Raw genomic sequence first — 23,355 nt, 5'->3', positions numbered from 1 at the left:
TTCCTTCACGTTAAATCATCAAGATATATAATAATTTCAATATAAAATCAGACAAAATGATATTAACAATATGTATCATGTGATTATAAGGTAAAGTAATATCTTTAGTTCATCTCTTTTATATCAATTTTAACTGATACTAAACTGCTACTGACGTTTTTTGATTGAATGCTTAACTTAATAGCATGCGCTTATCTCAATGGCTAAAACCATTATTAAAGCGCAATTCATCTATATCCACGTAATCTCTAAGCATTTGATTCAGAGGGTTTCTTGGATATTCATCATTCAAGATAAACAACGGAAAGCATGGCTATGTGTACAGATGTTAATATCAATTATGGTTGCAATAACCAAACCTTATCCGCTAGAACCATGGAGTTTGCAGTTAACCTTCAGACCGAGATTTGGTTTAGAGCCCAACAAACTTACCAAATTACGACCTTTACTTCCGACGGAAAAGCCGACCGTGTTTTCAATGGTCAGCCGCCAAAACTTCACAGTAAAGAATGTGAGTTTCGAGCAAATTGGCAGGGAGAGTTGAGCTTCATACACTGCAATGCCATTACCCGGTATAATAACCCTCTTTTAACAGCTGATGGCATTAATGAATCTGGCCTTTCTGTTGGGTCACTGTACTTGCCCATTCTCAATCAAAATGTATCGACCTCTCACATCCCTGATGATGCCTTTGCATTAGGCAGCGGCCTGTTTGGTACTTTTATCTTGTCTACGTTTAATACTGTGGACGAGATGGTGACCTACTTCACCACCCACCCCGTTTACGTGTTTAACTCGACTATTTCAACTGGTGAAACAGAGAGTGACAACATGGCTTTGGACCAGCATTTCGTGATTCACGATGCAAATAATGACAGTGCCGTCATTGAGTTTCTTAACGGTAATATGCATATCTATCGAGCATTCAAAGAAAGCGATATGTTCAGCAAAGAGGAAAATCAGCAAGCACGCTATCAATGTACCGAATACGACTTTGATGATTATAAAGTGGTTGTGGACCACTCCTATGTTGGAGTAATGACTAACTGCCCAAATTACCATTGGCATGTCAATCACCTCTCTTATTTTTCCAATTTGCGCAACTACAACCCAGAACCGAACAATGAAGCAACCATGCAACGTCATGTCCAAGTGCCTGGCCCACTTCAATCAATCAATGGCGCTGGCTTGATGGGTCTACCCGCCGACCCAACACCGCCGTCTCGATTTGTACAAACCTATGCAATTAAGCAGTTAAGCGAACAACCAACTAACTTCGACGAAGCCTTCTCACTCGGACAAAAGCTACTTAATCGCGTTGATATACCTTTGGGCATCATGGCGAATGAGTTTGAGACATCCGATAACCCTGAAGTCTTTTTTAGTGATATTACCCAATGGAGCGTTATTAGACATAACAGTCATCAATCACCCGCGTTCTATCTGCGTACTTACGGAGACATGACTTGGCGAGTCGCTAATGTCAAAGACTATATTGGGTTAAATAGAGACTGTCAGATTTCAAGCGTTTTACAGCTCATGCCAGTTACAACATCATTACCGTTTGAACAAGTCGAATCTCGACCAACTATTAAAATCGCTTAGAGTTAATTTTGAAGCGCAAACAAATGAGAAGCAAAAAGCCAGAGTAAGAAATCAATCTCACTCTGGCTCATAGCTGCATATAGTATAGTTTTATCTGCTATAGATATAACGTATGGTTGCTTTTACACTTGTTACATTCAGTCGATTTACTCTTTACCGAACACGTTGTTCTCTTGTTCTTGAACGCGGATGAATGTAGTACGCTTGGTTAGCTCTTTAAGCTTTGCTGCACCCACGTATGTACAAGTTGAGCGAACGCCGCCAAGGATGTCTTGAATAGTGCCGTGAACGCTACCGCGGTATGGCAATAATACGGTTTTACCTTCGGCCGCACGGTAGCCAGCGACACCACCTGAGTGCTTATCCATCGCGCTCTTCGACGACATGCCATAGAATTTCATGAACTTCTCGCCGTCTTTCTCGATCACTTCGCCGCCTGACTCTTCGTGACCCGCTAGCATCCCGCCTAGCATTACGAAATCCGCGCCACCACCGAATGCTTTCGCTACGTCACCCGCACAAGAACAGCCACCGTCACCGACGATCATGCCACCAAGGCCGTGCGCTGCATCACCACACTCGATGATTGCAGAAAGCTGCGGGTAACCAACACCCGTTTTTACACGAGTTGTACATACAGAGCCTGGGCCGATACCCACTTTAACGATGTCTGCACCAGCTAGGATTAGCTCTTCACACATATCACCAGTAACCACGTTGCCTGCAGAAATGACCTTGTCTGGGAACTCAGCTCGCACGCGTTCAACATACTCGACCAAATGCTCTGAGTAACCATTAGCAATGTCGATACAAATGAAAATAAATTCATCTGAAAGCGCCATGATGTCTTTGGTTTTTTGGAAGTCTGCGTCAGATGTTCCCGTAGACACCATAACGTTATTCATGGTTACTTTATCTGCTGATTTAGCAAACTCAGCCCAATCTTCTACCGTGTAATGTTTGTGAACAGCGGTCATTACACCATGCTCAGCCAGCGCTTTAGCCATTGCAAAGCTACCAACCGAATCCATGTTTGCTGCGATTACTGGCACACCAGACCATTGACGACCACTATGCTTGAATGTAAAATCGCGGGTTAAATTTACTTGAGAACGGCTCTTAAGGGTAGAACGTTTCGGGCGAAACAGTACATCTTTAAAACCTAACTTAAGTTCTTGTTCGATACGCATTGTGTAATTCCTTGATTCATATGTATATGTGTCATTCCAGAGTGCGTAGTGATTTCGTTGGCAGACGAGTTCACTGTTCTTCGGACACAAAAAAACCGGAGCGTTGGCAGACGCTCCGGTTTTCAGCATTATAGGCTGTGATTTATTTCCTACAAGTCTGATATTTGAATTTTTTTTGTGATACCATCTTGAAAATCGCATATCAAAAACGCTCCCCAAGTCACCAAAACCTCTTATTATTTATAACTATCAACAACTTGAGAAAGCACTTGAGTTAACCTATTGCGCAAACCTTTGCGTCATATCTTAAAAATTAAAACGCATCACCTCTCAAACCTGCCTAAAACTCAATCACCTAATACTAAGATGCCCTGCTAATTCGTAAAACAGTACTCAAAAAAATCGACCAATTTTCTCAGCAATGCATGAAATCTAATTAATTTCGATAGAGCTCTTGGGTGATAGCGGTACGAAGAGTGCTAACGACATCACTTGCCAAAAGACCAATTTGACCATTCTGACTCACGTTTATATCAGCAGCATGACTGTGAAGTACCACACCTAAACGTGCGGCAACAGAAATTGGTAAACCTTTGGCTAGTAATGCACCAATGACTCCAGATAACACATCTCCCATTCCCCCCGTCGCCATTCCGGCGTTACCCGCTAGACAGACGTACATTCTCGTTCCATCGTAAATAAGTGTCCCCGCGCCTTTTAAAACCACTACACCGCCATAACGCTCTTGCAGTTGTCTTGCAGCAGAGTATCGGTCACTTTCTATTTGTTGAATGGTTACATTTAGTAGTCGAGCAGCCTCTCCAGGATGCGGCGTGATCACTCGATGGTTGTCGTACACCAGAGTGCCATCGCATCGCTGGCTCAGCATCGCTAGAATATTGAGGCCATCAGCATCAACAACTTTAGGTTTCTGCTCTTGAGCCAGATATTGATAGGCTTGATAAGCCCACTCATCATCTCCAAAGCCAGGACCAAACACGAATACGTCAGCCCAGCGAATGCGTTTAGTTAAGTCGTTCTCAGTATCCCTGAGTAAGTCAGCGGTGATGCTCTGGCTCATTACTTCTGGGCAACCAACCTGCAGTGGAATAAGGCTACTCGTGTGAGTAATTGCGGCAGTTAAACCCGCTCCGGCTCTAATCGCAGCGGAGGAACATAAACGAATCGCTCCAGACATCCCTTGGTTGCCACCAACACAAAGCAACTTCCCGTTGTCACCTTTATGGACCGTTGGATTTGGCTTGGGCATTAATCTTGAAACAACCTGATGATCAATACCTAATGCACTTTCTACTTCGATAGTATCAAACTTAGTATTGACGCCTAAACCACAAAAGTAGAGCTCGCCAACTCGATCTCTCGCTTGTCCAGTGCATAAGCCTTGCTTAACCCCAATGAAGGTTACAGTATGCTCGGCACGAATAGCATCACCTAAAACTGCACCTGTATTAGCACACAGACCAGAAGGAACGTCGACTGCAATCACAGGGGTATGAATTTGATTAATTTGGTCAATATAGCGACGATACTCCGAACGAACCTCACCGCTTAAACCAGTGCCTAACATGGCATCGATGATCACATCTGCTTCTAGCAATGCGGTATTCCATTCATCCCAATCATTGTTAACACCGTCGATTGACTGCCAGTCTTGGTATGCGCGCAAAGCATCACCTTTTAGCACAGATACATCACCAATTTGGAAAACATGTACATTGAGTTGAGCTTGTTTCGCAAGAGATGCAAATACGTAACCATCGCCACCGTTATTCCCTTTACCGCAAATCACTAAGATATTTTTTGATTTAGGATACAGATGTAAAAAGCGCTCATACACGGCCATACCAGCGCGTTGCATTAAGCTATACATAGAAACACCAGCCATTTGCGCAGCCAGCGTTTCACCGTTTTTTACTTGCTCTGCGGTGTAGAGTTTTAGAGCGAGATTAAAGTCCATATTCACGTTCTACGCATTGGGAAACACAATTATAAGTATACAAAAAAGCCAAGGCGGACCTTGGCTTTTGAGAAAGTTTTTTATCGCTATTGATTCTGAGACATCAGAGCTTCAGCCGTCGCGTCTTGTATAGACAAAAACAACGAGTTGATTTTTCCAGTCGGTGTGCGCATTGGGTTCAACGTAACATTCTGGTACATAAACTCCGCTTGCTGCGTAACTGGTCGAACATTGCGACAGCAGAATAAGTAAGGTCGTTGTCGCCATGTGATGAAGCTGCGACAGCCTAGGTCATACACTGGTTTTGTTTTTAATTTAAACCACTCCTGTGGGATTTCAGGGAAGATATCAAATATAGAACGACCTATCGCATCATGAGACTGCAAACCACTGTGATGAGTCATAAACCCATTCCAGACCTGTACATTGTAATCTCGATCAATGACCACTAAGCCCATGTCGACGTTTTGTACCATATCCACCATCCAATGGAATTGTTCAAACTCTGCTGGCATATTCAACATTAGAACTCCTCCATTAGATAAGACAGTTTGTTATCAAGCAGCGGCAAGGATTCATCCACAAACATAAACAACAAGTCACAACGAATCGACGTTCCTTCAATGTTGTAGCTCACTTCGAATGTCATCGTGCGGCTGAATGCTCCAGTTGTAGATTCAATGATCGAGTCAATTGAGATATGCTGACCAAGGAGTACTGGTGGACTTTGGAAGAATCGGACTTCAGACTGCTCGCCTAAACCATTTAAGAACGACCCCACCAAAATATTAGAAATATCCATTAGCAGCTCAAGCTCTTCTAGCTCTTCGCTGTCTGCTGGTACTTTCATCAACTTTTTGAGATCAGATACGCTTGAATCACTCAAAATCACTAGCGCTTCGCCAGCAATACCTTCGCCACAAAATCCCTGACAAACACCCGATACGTTGTCATGCGACGCCAAGTCGCGTAGGGCCATGTGAAGTTCGCTCACTTCAAAGATATTGACGTTCGGCAGAGGTAGTTGCACAAACACATCAAAGTGACGCGCCAACGCATCGGCTGCTCGACCAATTGAAACGTTAGCCACTTCCATGTAAATATCGCGACGACGTAAAATCGGTAACTCAATAGAGACAGGCGTGATAATTTGAGGACGAGGTTCTGGCTCGACCAACTCTTTAAGCGCCTTCTTGAGTTCATCTTTGGCGATCGGTTTTTGAATAAACGCTTTTGCACCCAGTGCGAACACGCGCTCTTTCGCTTTAGGTTGGATATCCCCCGACACCACAACCACCGGAGTTTTATCCCCTAACCGTTGCATGTGCTCTAGTGTTTCAAAGCCATCCATTTCTGGCATGGTCAAATCAAGAAACATCAATTTAAACTCGTTTTTTTCGAGTTCTTCTAGCGCGTTTTCTCCGTGGATAGCAAACGTAATATCGGCATTCAATGTGGCTGGTAGTGATCTCGCCATCTGTTTGCGTGCTAACGCTGAATCATCACAGATGAGTACGGGAAAAGACATTCAATCACCTTTTTATATTCCACAATCTGCGCCGGAGTCTAACAGATTGTTACAGCATGTAATACGAGAAAACTGACGAGTTTTTTATTTCTTTATTATTCAATAAGCATACGCAATATGAATGAATGAGTGAACAAAATGACTAAAAAGCAAGCATCACATTCGCTGTTTAGTGACATAAAACAAACATGGGTAAAACTCCTCCACCAAAAGTAAGCAAAAAGTTGCAGCTAACATCCAAAGCCCATTTTTGCTCGAATTTCATTCTTTCCATTTCCATAATGGGTAAACAGTAACGCGCTAAAACTAAAAAGGCACCCTGCTAGAGGATGCCTTTAATAACAATTTCATCGATAAGATATCAATTCTATGGCACACCATGACCTTTAGAAGCCACCCATACGCGATACCATTGCTCTCGAGTAAGTTCGATGTTCAATGCATTAACTGCAGTTTTCACACGCTCGATTTTACCAGAGCCAATGATTGGAATAGGGTTAGATGGCAAACGACGTACCCAAGCATAAATTACTTGGTCAATACTCGCTGCGCCAACTTCTTCACGAATTGCTTCTAATTCGTTACGGACACGAACAGCTTGCTCACTGTCACCACTAAAAATTGAACCACCACCGAGGCAAGACCAAGCCATTGGTCGCGTGCGCAACATTTGCATTTGATCAAGCGTTCCATCGTGAGCAACCTCAAAGTTAAGTGGGTTGATTTCCACTTGGTTAGTAACCAACGGCTTACCTAAGCGAGATTGCAGCAGTTCAAACTGGCGTGGAGTGAAGTTAGACACGCCAAAGTGCTTCACTTTGCCGACTTTATGAAGCTCAGAAAATGCTTCTGCAACCTCGTCTGCATCCATTAACACGTCAGGACGGTGAATTAAAAGTACGTCGATTTCATCCACATTCAAACGTTCTAGCGAGTTATTCACCGATTGGTAGATATGTGCTGAGCTCGTGTCGTAGTGATTGATCTTACGCTCTGGCGTTTTATCGCCACACAAATTGATGTCGCATTTCGTCACGATCTGAATTTGCTCACGAACACTCTTGTCTAAAGCTAGCGCTTCACCAAACAACGCCTCACACTCGTAATTGCCGTAGATGTCGGCGTGATCGACCGTCGTAATGCCTAACTCAATGTGTTGCTTAAGAAATGACAAACGCTCTTGAGCCGTCATTCCCCACTCAACTGCACGCCAATATCCTTGAACCAGCTCTGAGAACTCTGGGCCTTTTGGTGCAGTTACTACTTTTGCAACCATGGGTTTTCTCCTTCAATTGATCTGCATTCATCGTAGTCTTGTTTTCGTACCGGCTCAACGGGTAAACTTTCGCAATTCGAACTGGAGTACGAAATATGTCTTTTGCCCAACGCCTAGCCACCCTGATCGGAGAAGAAAGCATCAGCGGGTTCGCTCGACGCGTCGATGTGTCTGAAGCTTTAATACGCAAATACCTTAAAGGCAGTGAACCTAGCCTAACCAAAGCAAATCAAATTGCAATGCGCGCCAATTGCTCTCTCGAATGGTTAGCAACGGGATGTGGTTATTTATATCGCCGTGCTGAAGTCGTGGATATGGATGCGTACAAACTTGCCTTTCAACACGTTATGAATCAGCCGTTGTCAGACGATGCAGAAGAGCTACACCGCAAGCTAATCGCAGGCTATCAATACCTGCGCGCTCACAAAAAATCGGATGGTTTTTTGGATGAATCAGCAATGGCGACCTTCCTATCTCTCCATAAAGAATCTAAAAACGAGTCACTTTGACCTCGATAATTTCGCCATCACTGCGCAATTGCACATTTAAGGACGGTGATGGCGTCAGAAACTCGTCCGGTTTTACCCAAAGCAAACTTCGAATCGTTTCTTGTGGATAGCGGTTCATCAACAAAATAACTTCTTTATCGACAAGCTCGGAAGATTTCTTTTCCAGAGCTTCAACGACATCATAGTGTTCTTTTCCGATAGTGACTCTGCGTAAAACTAACCCATCCTTTCTTAAGTTGAGAAGTAAGTCATTCAGACGCTGCCACTCGTATTCAGTGAGAAACGAGAACTGAGCACTTTCTCTTCTCAAAACCACTTCACCATACAAGTGCTGCTGGTAGTACGAAAAATCATCCAAACAAAATGCGCTGATAAACGTTGAATTGTCTAGCAGCTGCACTTCGCAACTATACCAGCTCCCACTTTTTTCTATACGTTCTTTTAGATTGGAATATGGCACAGCTGACAACGTGTCTTGCCACCAGCTCGGCGTTGAAAGTGCCGGAAACGTTACCGAACAACAACATAAAGAAAGTAAGAGTCGAAGATAAAAGCGCATGCACTGCTCTAGTTGGTTGACATCGAACCAAGACATTACTAACTGCAAGAAAATGTTCAAGAGAAAAATAGTGGCAGGTGGCGATGAAAGTTATGGTGATGAAAGTTATAACGCAGAAATTAAGAAGGCGCACATGTGCGTGCGCCTCTACCTCGTTACTCAATCGTGAGTGTGCGAATCGGTGATGTCTATTGATGCATCCCGAACATAAAACGAGGACTTACCGTAGGGTTTGAATCCATCCAAATTGTGTGTAAAACCTCACATCCCTCCTTCTGAAGCAGTCATGTTGCTTTACATTTAAAGCATGGTTCATTTTTCTCAAAAAACAAGTTTTTTATCCTAAATTATGAGAGCAATAGCACAATCTGAGTGAATGAATAATATCGCGACACTTCGAACACTCAATAGTGAAAAGCTAAATTGCATCTTTATTGATTAGGTCTAGACTCTGCGAAGCGTATACTTTCTTTCGTCCCTTCCCCCCAGCAACAGGAGAGCTTTTTAATGACCAAACGCGAGAGAATTGTGAAATCTGTGTTGGCGCACGTACCGAAAGATGCGATTAACCAGTTTGTCTCTCGAGGGTCAACACCATTTTCTGTTCTCATTATGGCCGCCATTGTGGGTACGTTGGCTGGTTTTGTCGGTACGTATTTCGAGCTTGCCGTTCATTTCGTTTCTGAAACACGAACAGAATGGTTAAGAAGCGAAATTGGTAATGTTCTACCGTTGTGGCTGGCAGCGGTTCTCATTAGCGCACTTTTAGCTTTTATTGGCTATTTTCTTGTGCACCGCTTTGCGCCAGAAGCGGCAGGTTCTGGTATTCCTGAAATCGAAGGGGCAATGGATAATATTCGTCCAGTGCGCTGGTGGCGAGTTCTACCAGTAAAATTCTTCGGCGGCATGGGCGCACTTGGCTCAGGTATGGTGCTGGGTCGTGAAGGCCCAACCGTTCAAATGGGGGGCGCTGTTGGTCGAATGGTGACCGATATATTCCGGGTAAAGGATGACGATACCCGCCACTCCCTGCTCGCTTCTGGTGCTGCTGGCGGTTTGGCTGCGGCTTTTAATGCCCCACTCGCAGGCATTATGTTCGTTGTGGAGGAAATGCGACCTCAGTTTCGCTACTCTTTGATCTCAATTCGCGCAGTGATCATTTCTGCCATTATGGCGAACATAGTGTTTCGCGCCATCAACGGGCAAGACGCCGTTATCACTATGCCGCAATACCAGTCGCCAGAGCTTCAAACCCTATGGCTGTTTTTATTGCTTGGCGCATTGTTTGGCGTGTTTGGCGTGATCTTCAATAAACTGATTACCGTGGCACAAGACAGTTTTGTCGCAATTCACAAAAACGATCGTAAGCGCTACTTGATTGTGGGTTCGCTACTGGGAGGCGTGTTTGGTTTGCTTCTTTTGTACGTACCCCAACTAACTGGTGGTGGTATCGGCCTTATTCCTGACATTACTAACGGTAACTACTCGGTATCTATTTTAGTTTTGCTTTTCTTTGGTCGCGTAATTACAACCCTGCTCTGTTTTGGTTCTGGTGCGCCGGGAGGCATCTTTGCACCTATGCTTGCTCTGGGAACCTTATTTGGTTATGCGTTCGGAGCAAGTGCTGATGTCTTGCTCCCTGTGCTTGATATCGAGCCTGGTGTATTTGCGATTGCGGGCATGGGTGCACTGTTTGCTGCAACGGTACGTGCACCGATTACTGGTATTTTGTTAGTGATTGAAATGACGAATAACTACTACTTAATCCTGCCATTGATCATTACTTGTTTGGGCGCTGTGATTATTGCTCAATTGTTGGGTGGACAACCTATTTACAGCCAGCTGCTGCATCGCACAATCAAAAACGAAAAGTTACGCCAACAGGATCTACCGGAGAATCAATCAACATAACATTCTCTTTGTTATCACTTCGCTCCGGACTATCGAAGGGTTTGGAGCGATAAACTCTGCATTTTTGCATCTTTTTCCAAATATTCGATACCAAACTCACAAAATTATCATTCTCTGATATTTGCTCACCACCTTTCATGAGAAACCCCTCTCCATACTTGTTAGTATTCGCTACTTAAATAGAGCATTTCATCCAAATCGTCATGTTTTGTTTCATCCAAATCGTCATGTTTTGTTTCATTCAGGCAAAAATCAAATGGAGTAGATTTGAACTGGAGAAGACTTGTGCAGTTTTATAGTGTCCCGCCGTCTCAAGCCGCGTTGGCACTAGGTATGATAGGTTTAGGGCAAGCTTGGGCACTCTATGTTCCTGAGATTGGTGAACCGATACGCCCATTTTTGGCGTCACTCGGCGCACTTTTACTCGCCCCTGTACTCATAAAATATGCCGCGAATCCACGATTATTCATGGTCGACATTCGTCACCCGCTGAGTGGTAGTTTAATGGCACCAATGAGTATGGCGTTACTGATCCTTGCAGATTATCTTGCCGCTGTAGCACCTATCATCGCTTATCCACTTTGGTTTATGGCGCTTTTGCTGCATTTTACTATGATGGTGCTGTTTTTTAGCTTTCAGCTAATGAACTTCAAAATGTCCAATATCGTACCGAGTTGGTTTCTTTATCCGGTGGGGCTAATCAGTAGTTCACTAGCCGGTTCTCAACTAGGTCACAACTTATTCTCCGAAACATTAGCGATGATGTGCATCGGCATTTATTTCTTCATGCTGCCACTCGTGTTGTATCGTTTAGTGTTTTTCGGCTCTCTACCAAGGCGAGCAAGACCGACCCTCGCGATTATGGCCGCGCCGGTAAACTTGTCATTAGCAGCATACTTGGTGAACTTTCCCTTACCTGATCCGATACTGACAGGCGCATTGGCAGGGATCGCCATCACTATGACTTTATTGATCTACTTATGTTACTTCCGCTTACTTCGCTTGAAGTTTCAACCTTCTATCGCGGCAGTAACCTTTCCTTCCGTGATCAGCGCTATCGCAATGCATCGCTTAACCTCTTTTTTTGCCGAATCGCACCCTCACTGGCACTGGCTGCACGACTTTGGTTTTCTAGAGCTCAGTATCGCGACTGTATTGGTTGTTTGGGTATCGGCAGGTTACGTCAAAATGTATTGGCCAGAAATCATGAAGTCATTTTCTAAACAAGCATAAAAAAAGGATGGCGTTTGCCATCCTCTTAGAATAGTGCTTGGTTACCTAACGTAAACCGTGCAGAAACTCGGCACGCGTTGCTGGGTTGCTTTTGAAGATACCGCCCAATGCTGTTGTCGTGGTTTCGCTGGTTGCATCCATCACACCGCGAGATTTCACGCAATAGTGTGTTGCGTCAATCGTCACTGCCACATCATCGGACTCAAGCAACGTTTGAAGTGCAACAAGAATTTGCTGAGTCATACGCTCTTGAACTTGTGGACGCTGGGCAAAGAAGCGAACGATACGGTTGATCTTTGACAGGCCAATGATCTTGCCACGTGGAATGTAAGCCACAGCAGCCTTGCCATCGATGGTCACAAGGTGGTGTTCACAAGTACTGGTCACTGTGATGTCCTTCACGCGAACCATCTCGCTCACGTTCATCTTGTTCTCAATCACCGTGATTTTAGGAAAGTTGGAGTAATCCAGACCAGAGAAGATTTCGTCAACGTACATCTTAGCAATGCGGTGAGGGGTTTCTTCTAGGCTATCGTCGGTAAGGTCAAGTTGAAGTAGACCTAAGATCTCACGCATGTGGTGTTCGATCTTCTCTTTCTTCTCTTCACGACTTACGTTGTTTGGACGCATTGGCGTTTCCAAACCGCGTTGCTCTAGCGCTTCTTTTACTAACTTCGCTGACTCGCTAAGACCTGACATTCCACTTCCTCTTTTGTTTTACTTCAGCCTTCGTACAAACCCAATCAAAATTGCATTCATACTTTTCGCTTTGAGTTGCTCAGTTCGTGTCTTTACACCAAGTCACATCAGATGAAGGTACTGAGCTGATTTTCTTGAGCTCCGCAGGTTTTTTACCCCTTTTGGATGGCTGACAAGGATACTCGGATTTTTGAATAATTACACCCATATTTTATAGGTGGACATTCTTACTCAGTCCCCTTTTATGGTAAAGTTGCCACAAAACAAAAGAACACAGGATTTTCTCAATGGGCTGCTGCGACGCACCTGGCTTGATGCCAATTGAAGAAGCGATGGACAAAATGTTATCGCGAATCAAACCTATCCAAACAACGCTTTCTCTTCCACTTGCTGAAGCACTCGGTTTTGTACTGGCAGAAGATATCTTGTCTCCTATCCACGTACCGCCGTTCGATAACTCAGCAATGGATGGCTACGCTATTCGCATTCAAGATCTTGAGTCATCTTCTGTATTGCCTCTGGCAGGTAAATCATTTGCAGGACAACCTTTTGAAGGTGAATGGCCTCAAGGTACCTGTGTTCGCATCATGACTGGCGCAAAAATCCCACAGGGTTGTGATGCCGTTATCATGCAAGAAAACACTGAAGTAACAGATGCTGGCATTCAGTTCAACCAAACCGACGTGAAGCCACAAAACAACATCCGCCCAACAGGTGACGACATCAAACAAGGCGACATCGTACTGGCAAAAGGTGCACGTTTAACACCTCGCGATATTCCGATGATTGCGTCTCTAGGTGTTAGCCACGTGACAGTAGTACGTAAACCAAAAGTTGCTTTCTTCTCTACTGGCGATGAGCTTAAACCACTGGGTGAGCCGCTAGACGAAGGTCAGATCTACGACAGCAACCGTTACGGTATTAAACCGCTTATCGAGAACTTCGGTTGCGAAGCCGTTGATCTAGGCATCATTCCAGATTGCCCAGAGACTCTGAAAGCAACCTTTGAACAAGCACAAACATTGGCAGATGTGGTTGTGACCTCAGGCGGTGTTAGTGTGGGCGAAGCGGATTACACCAAAGACATTCTTGAAGAGCTTGGTGAAATCGGTTTCTGGAAGTTAGCAATCAAGCCGGGTAAACCTTTCGCATTTGGTAAGCTAAGTACAGCTTGGTTCTGTGGGCTGCCGGGTAACCCTGTTTCTGCAGTTCTTACTACGTACGTGCTTGTTCAACCAATGCTGGCAAAACTTGCAGGCCATACAGAATGGAAAGCACCCGAATCTATTCCAGCAACAACCAAAACCGCCTTTAAGAAAGCGCCAGGTCGTACCGATTACCAACGTGGTATCTATACATTGGAAGATGGCAAGTTTGTCGTTGAAACAACCGGTAACCAAAGCTCTGGTGCATTCCGCTCAATGAGCCTAGCGAACTGTTTTGTTGTATTGGAACGTGAACGCGGCCGAGTTGAAGTGGGCGAAACGGTTCAGATTCAACTATTCAACTCAACCCTTTACTAGGAAGACGTTGTGGATATTCTTTCCGATCAGGAAATGTTGCGTTACAACCGCCAGATCATTCTTCGTCAGTTTGACTTTGAAGGACAAGAAGCACTCAAACAAGCATCGGTATTGATGCTTGGTGCTGGCGGTTTAGGCTGCGCATCAAGCCAATATTTGGCGACTGCTGGTGTCGGTAAAATCACGCTGATTGATGATGATATCGTCGAGTTGTCTAACCTTCAGCGCCAAGTGCTGCACCACGATGCGGATATTGGTCGTAAGAAGGTAGACTCGGCGGCCAATGCACTACGTGAACTTAATCCGCACATTGTCGTAGATACCATCGCAAAACGTCTTGATGATACCGCGTTAGAGAGCCTGATTAAGCAACACACTATTGTTGTCGATGCATCAGATAACGTCGATACGCGCAATCAACTTAACCGCCTATGTTTTGCGACTAAAACACCGCTAATTTCAGGCGCGGCCATTCGTATGGAGGGCCAAGTGAGTGTGTTTACTTACGATGATCCAGCACAACCATGTTACCAGTGCTTAAGTGCCCTCTTCGGCAGCGGTGCGTTAAGTTGTGTCGAAGCCGGAGTCATGGCGCCTGTTGTGGGTATTGTTGGCGCAGTACAAGCTATGGAAGCGATCAAAGTGATTGCTGATTACGGCCAACCAAAGAAAGGCAAAATTCTGATTTTGGACGCGCTCAGCATGTCTTGGCGAGAAATGAATCTGATGAAAATGCCAACCTGTCCGGTTTGTAGTTAGTTCTAAACCTCTAATCATTCCCAAAAAGCCCAACTCGATGTTGGGCTTTTTTCTCATTTTGACAATCAGATTTAAAACCCCTCTTCTTACAAATATTAAATCAATAAAATTCAACAACTTAAAAGTTGGCACATTCCTTTCATTGCATATATCACGAACCAATGAGAGGGCGAATTATGAAAAGGACATCACTACTACTTGGGTCTCTAATAGCGAGCGCTTACGCACAAGCGGCGCCATTTGATACGTGCCCAAGCCAAGCATACCTGTTCCAATCAACCCCGGTTCAAATCTATGGCGTCAATTTGGTTACAGGCTCTACGACTCTTTTAGAGGACGACACAGGTTTGGCTTCGGGCATCAACGGTGTAGGCTTTAACTTCACTGACCGTTATATCTACGGCTACGACACCACAAACAAAAAGATTGTTCGTCTTGGTCAAGACTTCCAAGCAGAGACACTTGATGTTTCGGGTCTTCCTACCGACCACACGTTTTACGTAGGTGACGTTTACAACCACGTCTACTACTTGTACCGCAAAGGCAAAGGACTTTTCTCCATTGACCTTTCTCCGCTCGATTCTGATCCAAATGCGACATTGAGCATCGTGAAAATCAGCTCAACAGCGACTGTGAACCTAACCGACTTTGCATTCCATCCAGGTGATGGCTCCCTTTACGGCATCGACAACAACTCTGGTGTGCTATATCAGTTCAACCCATCAAATGGTAGCGCAACTGCGATAGGTGACACAGGTGAGAAAGGCACATTTGGTGCTGGCTACTTCGATGTAAACGGCAACTACTACGTGTCACGTAACCAAGATGGCAAAATCTATCGCGTTGACCTTTCGGAAGGTAACGCAGCCAATATCGCAGCAGGTATCGTTCCTGCGGTTGAGTTTGTATCCAACGGTCCAAGCTCAAGCCAAAATGACGGTGCACGTTGTGCAAATGCTCCGGTGATTAACGAAGACGAGCCAATTGATTTTGGTGATGCTCCAGACAGCTACCACACCACGCTTGCGTCAAACGGTCCTCGCCACGAAGTGGACGGTGCAACTTGGCTTGGCTCTGTTGCTCCAGATGGTGATGCCGACGGACAGGCAAACGATAACTCTGTGGGCACAGCCGATGAAGATGGTGTTGGTTTTGTATCCGCACTTGATCCAGGCTTAAGCTCAATTGTGAATGTGACAGCTTCTACTTCTGGCTACCTATCAGCATGGTTTGACTGGAACCGCGATGGTGACTTTGATGATGAAGGTGAGCAAGTCTTTACCGACCAATTACTGTCTGCGGGTAATAATCCCCTACCGTTTGTAGTTTCAACCGCTGCAACGGAAGGGTCTAGCTGGAGCCGATTCCGCTTTAGCCAACAAACCGGATTAAACTACGATGGTGGTTCGACGTCTGGTGAGGTGGAAGATTACCCAATTACCATCACTGGTAATGGTTACTCAGTGGAGTATTTCCCGAGTGCAGAAGATTACGCCACCGTGGCTTACGAAGATAACTGGCCATACACCGCAGACTACGACATGAACGATGTGGTCGTGAAATTCCGCATCACTGAAACCAGTCTTGCTGGTCATGTTGAGAATATCCAGATTACAGGTGACCTAGCGGCCTACGGCGCAAGTTACAAAAATGGCTTCGCAATCCGACTACCGGGTGTATTGAGAAGCTCGATTGAAAACGGATTAACAACGCTATCCTTCAATGGTGTAGAACAAGCATCTAATGGTTTGGAAAGTATTTCTGATGAAGCAATTTTCATCATCAGTGAAGACTTAAGCACACACGCGGCTAGCAGCTGTAGCTACTTCCGTACCGAGTCTGGCTGTGATGATAACGTTTCACTCACCTTTACCTTGAATGTGTACTTCACCGAAGGCTCTGACCGTTCAGCCATTCAAGCCATGCCATACGACCCGTTCATCTTCGCAACGCCGGGGACTTACCATGGTGACGGGATTACCTTCCAACCAGGTCGTAAATGGGAAGTTCACTTAGCAGACCAAGCACCAACAGAACAGTTTGATGACCAAAACCTCTTCGGTGTCGGCGTCGATGCAAGTGACCCTGCACAAGGTGTGTACTTCAAAACAGCAAACAACTTACCTTGGGCACTGTTGATAGTAGAGGATTGGGATTGGCCGCTAGAGCGTGTAGACATGGTCGATGCATACCCTCAATTCCAAACTTGGGCTGAGTCTGGTGGCGAACTAAGCACAGATTGGCACACCACTCCAACACCTAACAAATGCTACATTCCATAGGGAGATAACATTATGAAAGCACTTATCACAATCATCATGGGATTAGCACTAACAGCTTGTGGCGGAGGCGGTGGCGGCGGAGGTGGTAACAGTACACCACCTCCACCAACCCAAACCACCGTGCCAGAGGAAGATACTACCCAGCAGGAAGAAACTACTGAAGAAGAGACAACGGTAACAGTGGAAGATGCAACCATGCAGGATCTAGTAGTACCAGATGGCTTTAGCTACAACCCAGTGACGGAAGGTACGCTCAATGTAGACATCAGTGGTTTCTCTTCACAACGAGCACACCTAAGCGTGTACAAAGAGTTTGTCGAGAACAGTTCAGGTAACTACGATGCAAAATACCCAAGCAAAGTCGCATCGGTTCCACTCAACAATGGTACAGCAAATGTCGACTTTAATGTTTCTGATAGCCAAGGTAGCCTACTTGTTGAAATTTGGTTCTATGACGGTAGTGACCCAATTCAGAAAGTGATTACTTCTGGAGACAACACTTGGACCATGTAACTGGGTAAATCGAAAGCTGTCTTTCAGAACAAATCTTCAATCTTTAACTTAAAAATCGCATCGTTCTTTTGAACATGCGATTTTTTTGTTGTAAAACAGTAAGATTATCCACCTAGCAAACTAAAGACAATGCAAGCACTGATTAGTACTGATGAACTCAATAGCCTTCTCGGCCAACCTAACGTCAAGCTCCTCGACGCTAGTATTGCGTTTCAAATCCCTTCTGAAGGTAAAAAGATTCAAGATAAGTGGATTCCAAATACTTTACGCTTTGATTACGACAATGACTTTTGCTTACCCGGCTCCTCCCTACCGCATATGATGCCAACAGAAGAAGGCTTCAACCAAAGTGCGCAACAACTCGGTTTGAACAACGAAGACTTGATTGTGGTTTATGACAACTCAGGCACTTTAGCGGCACCAAGAGCTTGGTGGATGTTCAAAGCCATGGGGCATGACAATGTCCGAGTCTTAAATGGCGGTCTTCCAGCTTGGATTGAAGCAGGACTCCCTGCCGAAAGTGCCCTATCGCAACCAAGCGAAGAAGGCAACTTTGCGGGCAAGCTCAACCAAAATGCCTTTTTGAGTGCACAAGATGTTCTTGCTCATTCAACCAATAAAAGTGCCAATATCATCGATGCTAGAGCCAAAGCTCGCTTCCTTGGTGAAGTGCCTGAGCCACGAGAAGGTCTACGTAGTGGGCACATTCCAAATTCGGTTTGCTTACCGTTTCAAGAACTCTTGGCCAACGGTCACATTAAACCAAATTCAGAGTTGCAACAGATATTTAGCGCACTAACGATAGATAGTGACAATTCGATTATTTTTAGTTGCGGTTCCGGTGTAACCGCATGCATTTTATTACTCGCGGCGTATCAAATTGGTCTAGGCAATCTGTCGGTGTACGACGGTTCTTGGACCGAATGGGGTGCAGACCACTCTCTACCTATCGAGCGTTAAGACAAGTGTCTGTTTAACAAAGTATCTTACGTTTATCTAAAGATGATGTGTTCCAATATACTAAACGCAGCTTCTAAACCAAACTTGTCATTTCGAAATAGAAACTGGCTATGAGTGATTTGTCACCCCTCATAGCCTGACTACATCAAAAGCCGACTATTTCCGTTAGCGTTCAGATGTCGCGTTGCCGTGCATTTGCTCATCTAAGTTGAGCACGGTTAATGCGTTGCTAACGCTCGTGGCGATCACGTCTATCGCTCCAGTTCTTAATGCTCCGAGTAGAGCGAGTGGCTTGCTGTTCTCAGCTGCGATCGCAATGACTTCCGAGATCGGCCGAAACTCTTCAATACCAAGTCCAATTACTCGGTCACTCATTACCGTGTTCGCTACATTACCGTGAATATCAAAGAAGTCATAACCTGCAAAATCCCCTACCACACCTTGTTGAAGTCTCGACTGAACCACTTCATCAGGCGTAAACCAACCTAAGTCGACCATGTAACTGTTTTCGCTCATGTCACCAATACCAACCAAAGCGACATCGGCTTTACGTGCTAGGTCGAGCGTTTGTTTCACGGTTGCATTTTGCATAAAGGCCAACTTCTGTTCTCTGTTTTCTGCGTAAGCCGGCGCATAAAGTGTTTCAGAGGTTCCCCCATATTTCTTCGCCAACTGACGACAAATATGGTCGGCGTTATACATACCGCCACGCGGATGAATACCACCAATGCCACACACAAATTTACAATCACGCGGCGTAATAACACCAATATGGTGAGCGACAGACGACACGTTGCGCCCTTGTCCGACCGTCACCACCATGCCGTTTTTGAGCGTGCTAGTGAGATAATTGGACACCAATCCCGATACCTGTAGTCGTTGCGCTTCTTCATTCGGTTGATCAAGAGCAACAAGCGCGCGCTTAACGCCGAATCGCTCGATCAAACGTTGTTCGATCTTGGCGCTGAACACCGGATGATATTTAACGGTAATTTCAACAATGCCTTCATCACGCGCCTGCTTGAGCATTCGCCCAACCTTTGCGCGTGATATGGCAAATTTTCTCGATATCTCTTCCTGAGTCGCACCGTCTTGATAATACGCGACGGAAATCTCTGTCAACAAATCCGTGTTTTCAATGGAAATATCTTGATTAGAACTGCTCATGGTTTCTCTCGCCCTTTAAGAGGATCGATATTGTATGCAATAAGTGAACATATGCTCATTGACTTAGCATATGTTCTTTATCAATTTAAACGCTACATTTGCTCATCGCAATAACATTTTCTCACTACAATTTTTTACCCTCTTGGACAACGCTCAAGCTTTGAACAATAAGGGCAAACGTTTATTTGGGTTAACCACTAAACACACAGTAAAAAAACGTTGATGAAGCTCACTATAAGTCCATTTCAGCGATTGACTTTCAGCATAGATAGGATAAATATGGACACATCATTTACTCAGCTATCGATCAAATGTTCATAGCATTTGTTCGGTAACGAAATTTTCCGTAGTTGGCTGAGCAGATGTCTCATTAAATGCGATGAGACGGTTAGCTAACTCGCTTGCAAATGCACAAGCTGTGATAACAAAAATCACGCTTAAGCCCATTTAAATAGGATGATCGATTATGAGCAACAAGTTAGAGCAACTTCGTAAACTAACGACTGTAGTAGCAGACACTGGCGAGATTGATGCAATTAAAAAGTATCAGCCAGAAGACGCAACAACTAACCCTTCTCTTATCCTTAAAGCCGCTCAAATCGCAGAGTACGCACCTCTAATCGATGCTTCAATCGAATACGCTAAAGCACAGAGCAATGACAAAGCTCAACAAGTTCAAGACACTTGTGACATGCTTGCAGTAAACATCGGTAAAGAAATCCTAAAAACTATCCCAGGTCGTATCTCTACAGAAGTAGACGCTCGTCTATCTTACGATATGGAAGGCAGCGTAGCGAAAGCTCGTCAACTAGTGAAAATGTACAACGATGCTGGCATCACTAACGACCGTATCCTTATCAAACTGGCTTCAACTTGGGAAGGCATTCGCGCAGCTGAGATCCTAGAAAAAGAAGGCATCAACTGTAACCTAACGCTTCTATTCTCGTTCGCTCAAGCACGTGCTTGTGCAGAAGCGGGTGTATTCCTAATCTCGCCATTCGTTGGTCGTATCATGGACTGGTACAAAGCGAAAGAAGGCCGTGACTTCGAAGCTCAAGAAGATCCAGGCGTACTATCTGTAACTAAGATCTACAACTACTACAAAGAATACGGCTACAAAACTGTAGTTATGGGCGCAAGCTTCCGTAATATCGGTGAGATCTTAGAACTAGCTGGTTGTGACCGTCTAACTATCGCTCCTGCTCTACTTGCAGAACTAGAAGCAGCTGAAGGTGAAGTAGTTGAGAAACTAGTTGATTCTAAAGGCGCAGCTGAGCGTCCAGCACCAATGACTCACGCTGAATTCCTATGGGAACATAACCAAGACCCAATGGCTGTTGAGAAGCTGGCTGAAGGTATCCGCAACTTCGCCGTTGACCAAGGCAAACTAGAAGCGATGATCGAAGCTAAGCTTTAATTGCTTACCAAAAGCGAGTAGCCCGTCTACTCGCTTTTACCATCAGCACTATTTTCAAAAAATTCTATTTGAACTTGTTTCGGCGAGTTCCCTCTATTTAAATCAAATATCGAGAAGTAATCACTATGGATCGTAAACATCTAGCAAATGCAATCCGTGCGCTAAGCATGGATGGTGTTCAACAAGCTAACTCTGGTCACCCAGGTGCACCTATGGGTATGGCTGACATCGCTGAAGTTCTTTGGCGCTCTCATCTAAACCACAACCCATCAAACCCTGAGTGGGCAGACCGCGACCGTTTCGTACTGTCTAACGGCCACGGCTCAATGCTGATTTACTCTCTACTGCACCTTGCAGGTTACGAGTTGTCTATCGACGATCTGAAAAACTTCCGTCAGCTTCACTCTAAAACTCCTGGTCACCCAGAGTATGGTTACGCGCCAGGTATCGAGACCACAACGGGTCCGCTAGGTCAAGGCATCACTAACGCGGTTGGTATGGCTCTAGCTGAAAAAGCGCTAGCAGCGCAATTCAACAAAGAAGGCCACGACATCGTTGACCACTTCACTTACGTGTTCATGGGCGACGGCTGTCTGATGGAAGGTATTTCGCACGAGGCATGCTCTCTTGCAGGTACTCTAGGTCTAGGCAAGCTGATCGCGTTCTGGGATGACAACGGCATCTCTATCGACGGTCACGTTGAAGGTTGGTTCTCTGACGACACACCTAAGCGTTTCGAAGCTTACGGTTGGCACGTAATCCCTGCAGTCGATGGTCACGATGCTGACGCAATCAACGCAGCAATTGAAGCAGCGAAAGCGGATCCACGTCCTACACTTATCTGTACTAAGACTATCATCGGTTTTGGTTCACCAAACAAATCTGGTTCACACGATTGTCACGGTGCGCCACTAGGTGCAGAAGAAATCGCAGCAACACGCAAAGAACTAGGTTGGGAGCACGGTCCTTTTGAAATTCCGCAAGAAGTCTACGCAGAATGGTCAGCGAAAGAAACAGGCGCAGCTAAGGAAGCAGCGTGGAACGAGAAATTTGCAGCTTATGAAGCAGCGTACCCTGAGCTGGCAGCTGAATTTAAACGCCGCGTAAACGGTGAGCTTCCTGCACAGTGGGAAGAAAAAGCAAGCCAAATCATTGCTGATCTTCAAGCTAACCCAGCAAACATTGCATCACGTAAAGCGTCTCAAAATGCTCTAGAAGCATTTGGTGCTCTACTACCAGAGTTCATGGGTGGCTCTGCTGACCTAGCACCTTCTAACCTAACAATGTGGTCTGGTTCTAAGTCTCTAGAAGCGAACGACTTCTCTGGTAACTACATCCACTATGGTGTACGTGAATTTGGTATGACTGCTATTATGAACGGTATCGCACTACACGGCGGTTTCGTTCCTTACGGCGCAACATTCCTAATGTTCATGGAATACGCTCGTAACGCAATGCGTATGGCTGCTCTAATGAAAATTCAGAACATCCAAGTGTACACTCACGACTCTATCGGTCTTGGCGAAGATGGTCCAACTCACCAACCAGTTGAGCAAATGGCATCGCTACGCCTAACACCAAACATGAGCACATGGCGTCCATGTGACCAAGTTGAGTCCGCTGTAGCTTGGAAACTAGCGATTGAACGTAAAGATGCACCGACAGCACTTATCTTCTCTCGTCAAAACCTTGCGCAACAAGAGCGCACAGCAGAACAAGTAGCAGACATCGCGAAAGGTGCTTACATTCTGAAAGATTGCGAAGGCAAGCCAGAGCTAATCCTTATCGCAACAGGTTCTGAAGTTGAACTAGCAGTAGAAGCAGCAGCACAGCTAACTGCTGAAGGTAAGAAAGTACGCGTTGTTTCAATGCCATCAACAGACGCATTCGACAAACAAGACGCCGCTTACCGTGAAGCTGTACTGCCATCAGACGTAACAGCACGTATCGCAATTGAAGCAGGTATTGCTGACTTCTGGTACAAGTACGTAGGCTTCGACGGTCGCATCATCGGTATGACTTCATTCGGTGAATCTGCACCAGCTGGCGAACTATTCAAAATGTTTGGTTTCACGACTGAAAACGTAGTGAACACAGCAAAAGAGCTACTCGCGTAATTGCAGTAAAAAGATAGTCAGTTTTCTCTATTGCGAATGTGAAAACTGAAAAGCCCCACCAGCAATGGCGGGGCTTTCTTTTATCTGGCTCCTATTCGCATAAACGCAGCCAGGACATAAACATCACAA

At 45.1% G+C, this 23,355-nt stretch carries 19 protein-coding genes; 11 read left to right on the top strand and 8 right to left on the bottom strand.

The window, feature by feature from the left end; translation table 11 throughout:
- The first annotated feature begins 315 nt into the window (after positions 1 to 315).
- The gene (locus tag R7Q11_RS01815) at positions 316 to 1,605 is read left to right on the top strand and encodes a linear amide C-N hydrolase (protein ID WP_053304512.1); all 1,290 of its coding nucleotides are present in this window, start codon (positions 316 to 318) and stop codon (positions 1,603 to 1,605) included.
- 146 nt (positions 1,606 to 1,751) lie between these two features.
- Here R7Q11_RS01815 and R7Q11_RS01810 read toward each other — a convergent pair whose 3' ends face one another.
- The 5 genes from R7Q11_RS01810 to R7Q11_RS01790 form a co-directional block, all read right to left on the bottom strand.
- Entirely contained in the window at positions 1,752 to 2,795 is a 1,044-nt protein-coding gene (locus tag R7Q11_RS01810; RefSeq protein WP_005373458.1) for a GMP reductase, read from the bottom strand.
- A 436-nt stretch (positions 2,796 to 3,231) separates the two neighbouring features.
- A complete protein-coding gene (locus R7Q11_RS01805; protein WP_017635213.1) occupies positions 3,232 to 4,773 on the bottom strand; it encodes a bifunctional ADP-dependent NAD(P)H-hydrate dehydratase/NAD(P)H-hydrate epimerase in 1,542 nt (513 codons plus the stop codon).
- 86 nt (positions 4,774 to 4,859) lie between these two features.
- Positions 4,860 to 5,297: a PAS domain-containing protein gene (locus R7Q11_RS01800; protein WP_005373463.1), complete on the bottom strand. Its 438-nt coding sequence runs from the start codon at positions 5,295 to 5,297 to the stop codon at positions 4,860 to 4,862.
- Complete coding sequence (locus R7Q11_RS01795; protein WP_225466133.1) at positions 5,297 to 6,301, bottom strand: response regulator; 1,005 nt, start codon at positions 6,299 to 6,301, stop codon at positions 5,297 to 5,299. The genes R7Q11_RS01800 and R7Q11_RS01795 overlap by 1 nt, the downstream gene beginning before the upstream one ends.
- A 367-nt stretch (positions 6,302 to 6,668) precedes the next feature.
- On the bottom strand, positions 6,669 to 7,577 hold the full coding sequence (locus R7Q11_RS01790; protein WP_193837927.1) for an aldo/keto reductase family oxidoreductase: 909 nt from the start codon (positions 7,575 to 7,577) through the stop codon (positions 6,669 to 6,671).
- Between the two features lie 95 nt (positions 7,578 to 7,672).
- Here R7Q11_RS01790 and R7Q11_RS01785 point away from each other — a divergent pair, with 95 nt between their 5' ends.
- A complete protein-coding gene (locus R7Q11_RS01785) occupies positions 7,673 to 8,086 on the top strand; it encodes a helix-turn-helix domain-containing protein (RefSeq protein WP_005387686.1) in 414 nt (137 codons plus the stop codon).
- Here the strand turns inward: R7Q11_RS01785 and R7Q11_RS01780 are convergent.
- A complete protein-coding gene (locus R7Q11_RS01780; protein ID WP_225466132.1) occupies positions 8,067 to 8,681 on the bottom strand; it encodes a hypothetical protein in 615 nt (204 codons plus the stop codon). The two genes, R7Q11_RS01785 and R7Q11_RS01780, sit on opposite strands and share 20 nt — an antisense overlap.
- Before the next feature lie 471 nt (positions 8,682 to 9,152).
- Between R7Q11_RS01780 and clcA the strand changes: the two genes are divergently transcribed.
- On the top strand, positions 9,153 to 10,556 hold the full coding sequence (gene clcA, locus R7Q11_RS01775) for a H(+)/Cl(-) exchange transporter ClcA (protein ID WP_225466131.1): 1,404 nt from the start codon (positions 9,153 to 9,155) through the stop codon (positions 10,554 to 10,556).
- A 285-nt stretch (positions 10,557 to 10,841) separates the two neighbouring features.
- Positions 10,842 to 11,789, top strand: coding sequence for a TDT family transporter (locus tag R7Q11_RS01770; protein WP_005373475.1), 948 nt, complete (start codon positions 10,842 to 10,844; stop codon positions 11,787 to 11,789).
- Between the two features lie 45 nt (positions 11,790 to 11,834).
- On the opposite strand, the gene folE is transcribed toward R7Q11_RS01770, so the two are convergent.
- Positions 11,835 to 12,488: a GTP cyclohydrolase I FolE gene (gene folE / locus R7Q11_RS01765; protein ID WP_005373478.1), complete on the bottom strand. Its 654-nt coding sequence runs from the start codon at positions 12,486 to 12,488 to the stop codon at positions 11,835 to 11,837.
- Between the two features lie 287 nt (positions 12,489 to 12,775).
- On the opposite strand from folE, the gene moeA reads away from it, so the two are divergent.
- From moeA to R7Q11_RS01740, 5 genes are all read left to right on the top strand, one after another.
- Positions 12,776 to 14,011 (top strand): molybdopterin molybdotransferase MoeA, encoded by a 1,236-nt coding sequence (moeA, locus tag R7Q11_RS01760; protein ID WP_149192114.1) that lies wholly within the window; start codon positions 12,776 to 12,778, stop codon positions 14,009 to 14,011.
- Positions 14,012 to 14,020: 9 nt separating this feature from the next.
- Positions 14,021 to 14,770 carry a molybdopterin-synthase adenylyltransferase MoeB gene (gene moeB, locus R7Q11_RS01755; RefSeq protein ID WP_054577777.1) on the top strand — a complete coding sequence of 250 codons (750 nt, stop codon included), beginning with the start codon at positions 14,021 to 14,023 and terminating at the stop codon, positions 14,768 to 14,770.
- 176 nt (positions 14,771 to 14,946) lie between these two features.
- Entirely contained in the window at positions 14,947 to 17,052 is a 2,106-nt protein-coding gene (locus tag R7Q11_RS01750) for an LruC domain-containing protein (RefSeq protein ID WP_213907785.1), read from the top strand.
- 12 nt (positions 17,053 to 17,064) lie between these two features.
- On the top strand, positions 17,065 to 17,565 hold the full coding sequence (locus R7Q11_RS01745; RefSeq protein WP_137282758.1) for a hypothetical protein: 501 nt from the start codon (positions 17,065 to 17,067) through the stop codon (positions 17,563 to 17,565).
- A 129-nt stretch (positions 17,566 to 17,694) separates the two neighbouring features.
- The gene (locus tag R7Q11_RS01740) at positions 17,695 to 18,525 is read left to right on the top strand and encodes a sulfurtransferase (protein ID WP_225466130.1); all 831 of its coding nucleotides are present in this window, start codon (positions 17,695 to 17,697) and stop codon (positions 18,523 to 18,525) included.
- 165 nt (positions 18,526 to 18,690) lie between these two features.
- Here the strand turns inward: R7Q11_RS01740 and R7Q11_RS01735 are convergent, their stop codons facing one another.
- Positions 18,691 to 19,692: a sugar-binding transcriptional regulator gene (locus tag R7Q11_RS01735; protein ID WP_005387670.1), complete on the bottom strand. Its 1,002-nt coding sequence runs from the start codon at positions 19,690 to 19,692 to the stop codon at positions 18,691 to 18,693.
- Positions 19,693 to 20,158: 466 nt separating this feature from the next.
- Between R7Q11_RS01735 and tal the strand changes: the two genes are divergently transcribed.
- Complete coding sequence (gene tal, locus R7Q11_RS01730) at positions 20,159 to 21,109, top strand: transaldolase (RefSeq protein WP_005373488.1); 951 nt, start codon at positions 20,159 to 20,161, stop codon at positions 21,107 to 21,109.
- 125 nt (positions 21,110 to 21,234) lie between these two features.
- The gene (gene tkt, locus R7Q11_RS01725; protein WP_053304521.1) at positions 21,235 to 23,226 is read left to right on the top strand and encodes a transketolase; all 1,992 of its coding nucleotides are present in this window, start codon (positions 21,235 to 21,237) and stop codon (positions 23,224 to 23,226) included.
- Positions 23,227 to 23,355 lie beyond the last annotated feature (129 nt).

Source organism: Vibrio sp. 970 (genome assembly GCF_033339075.1).
Note: the sequence above shows the minus strand (reverse complement) of the source record. Positions and strands in the feature narration are given on the sequence as shown.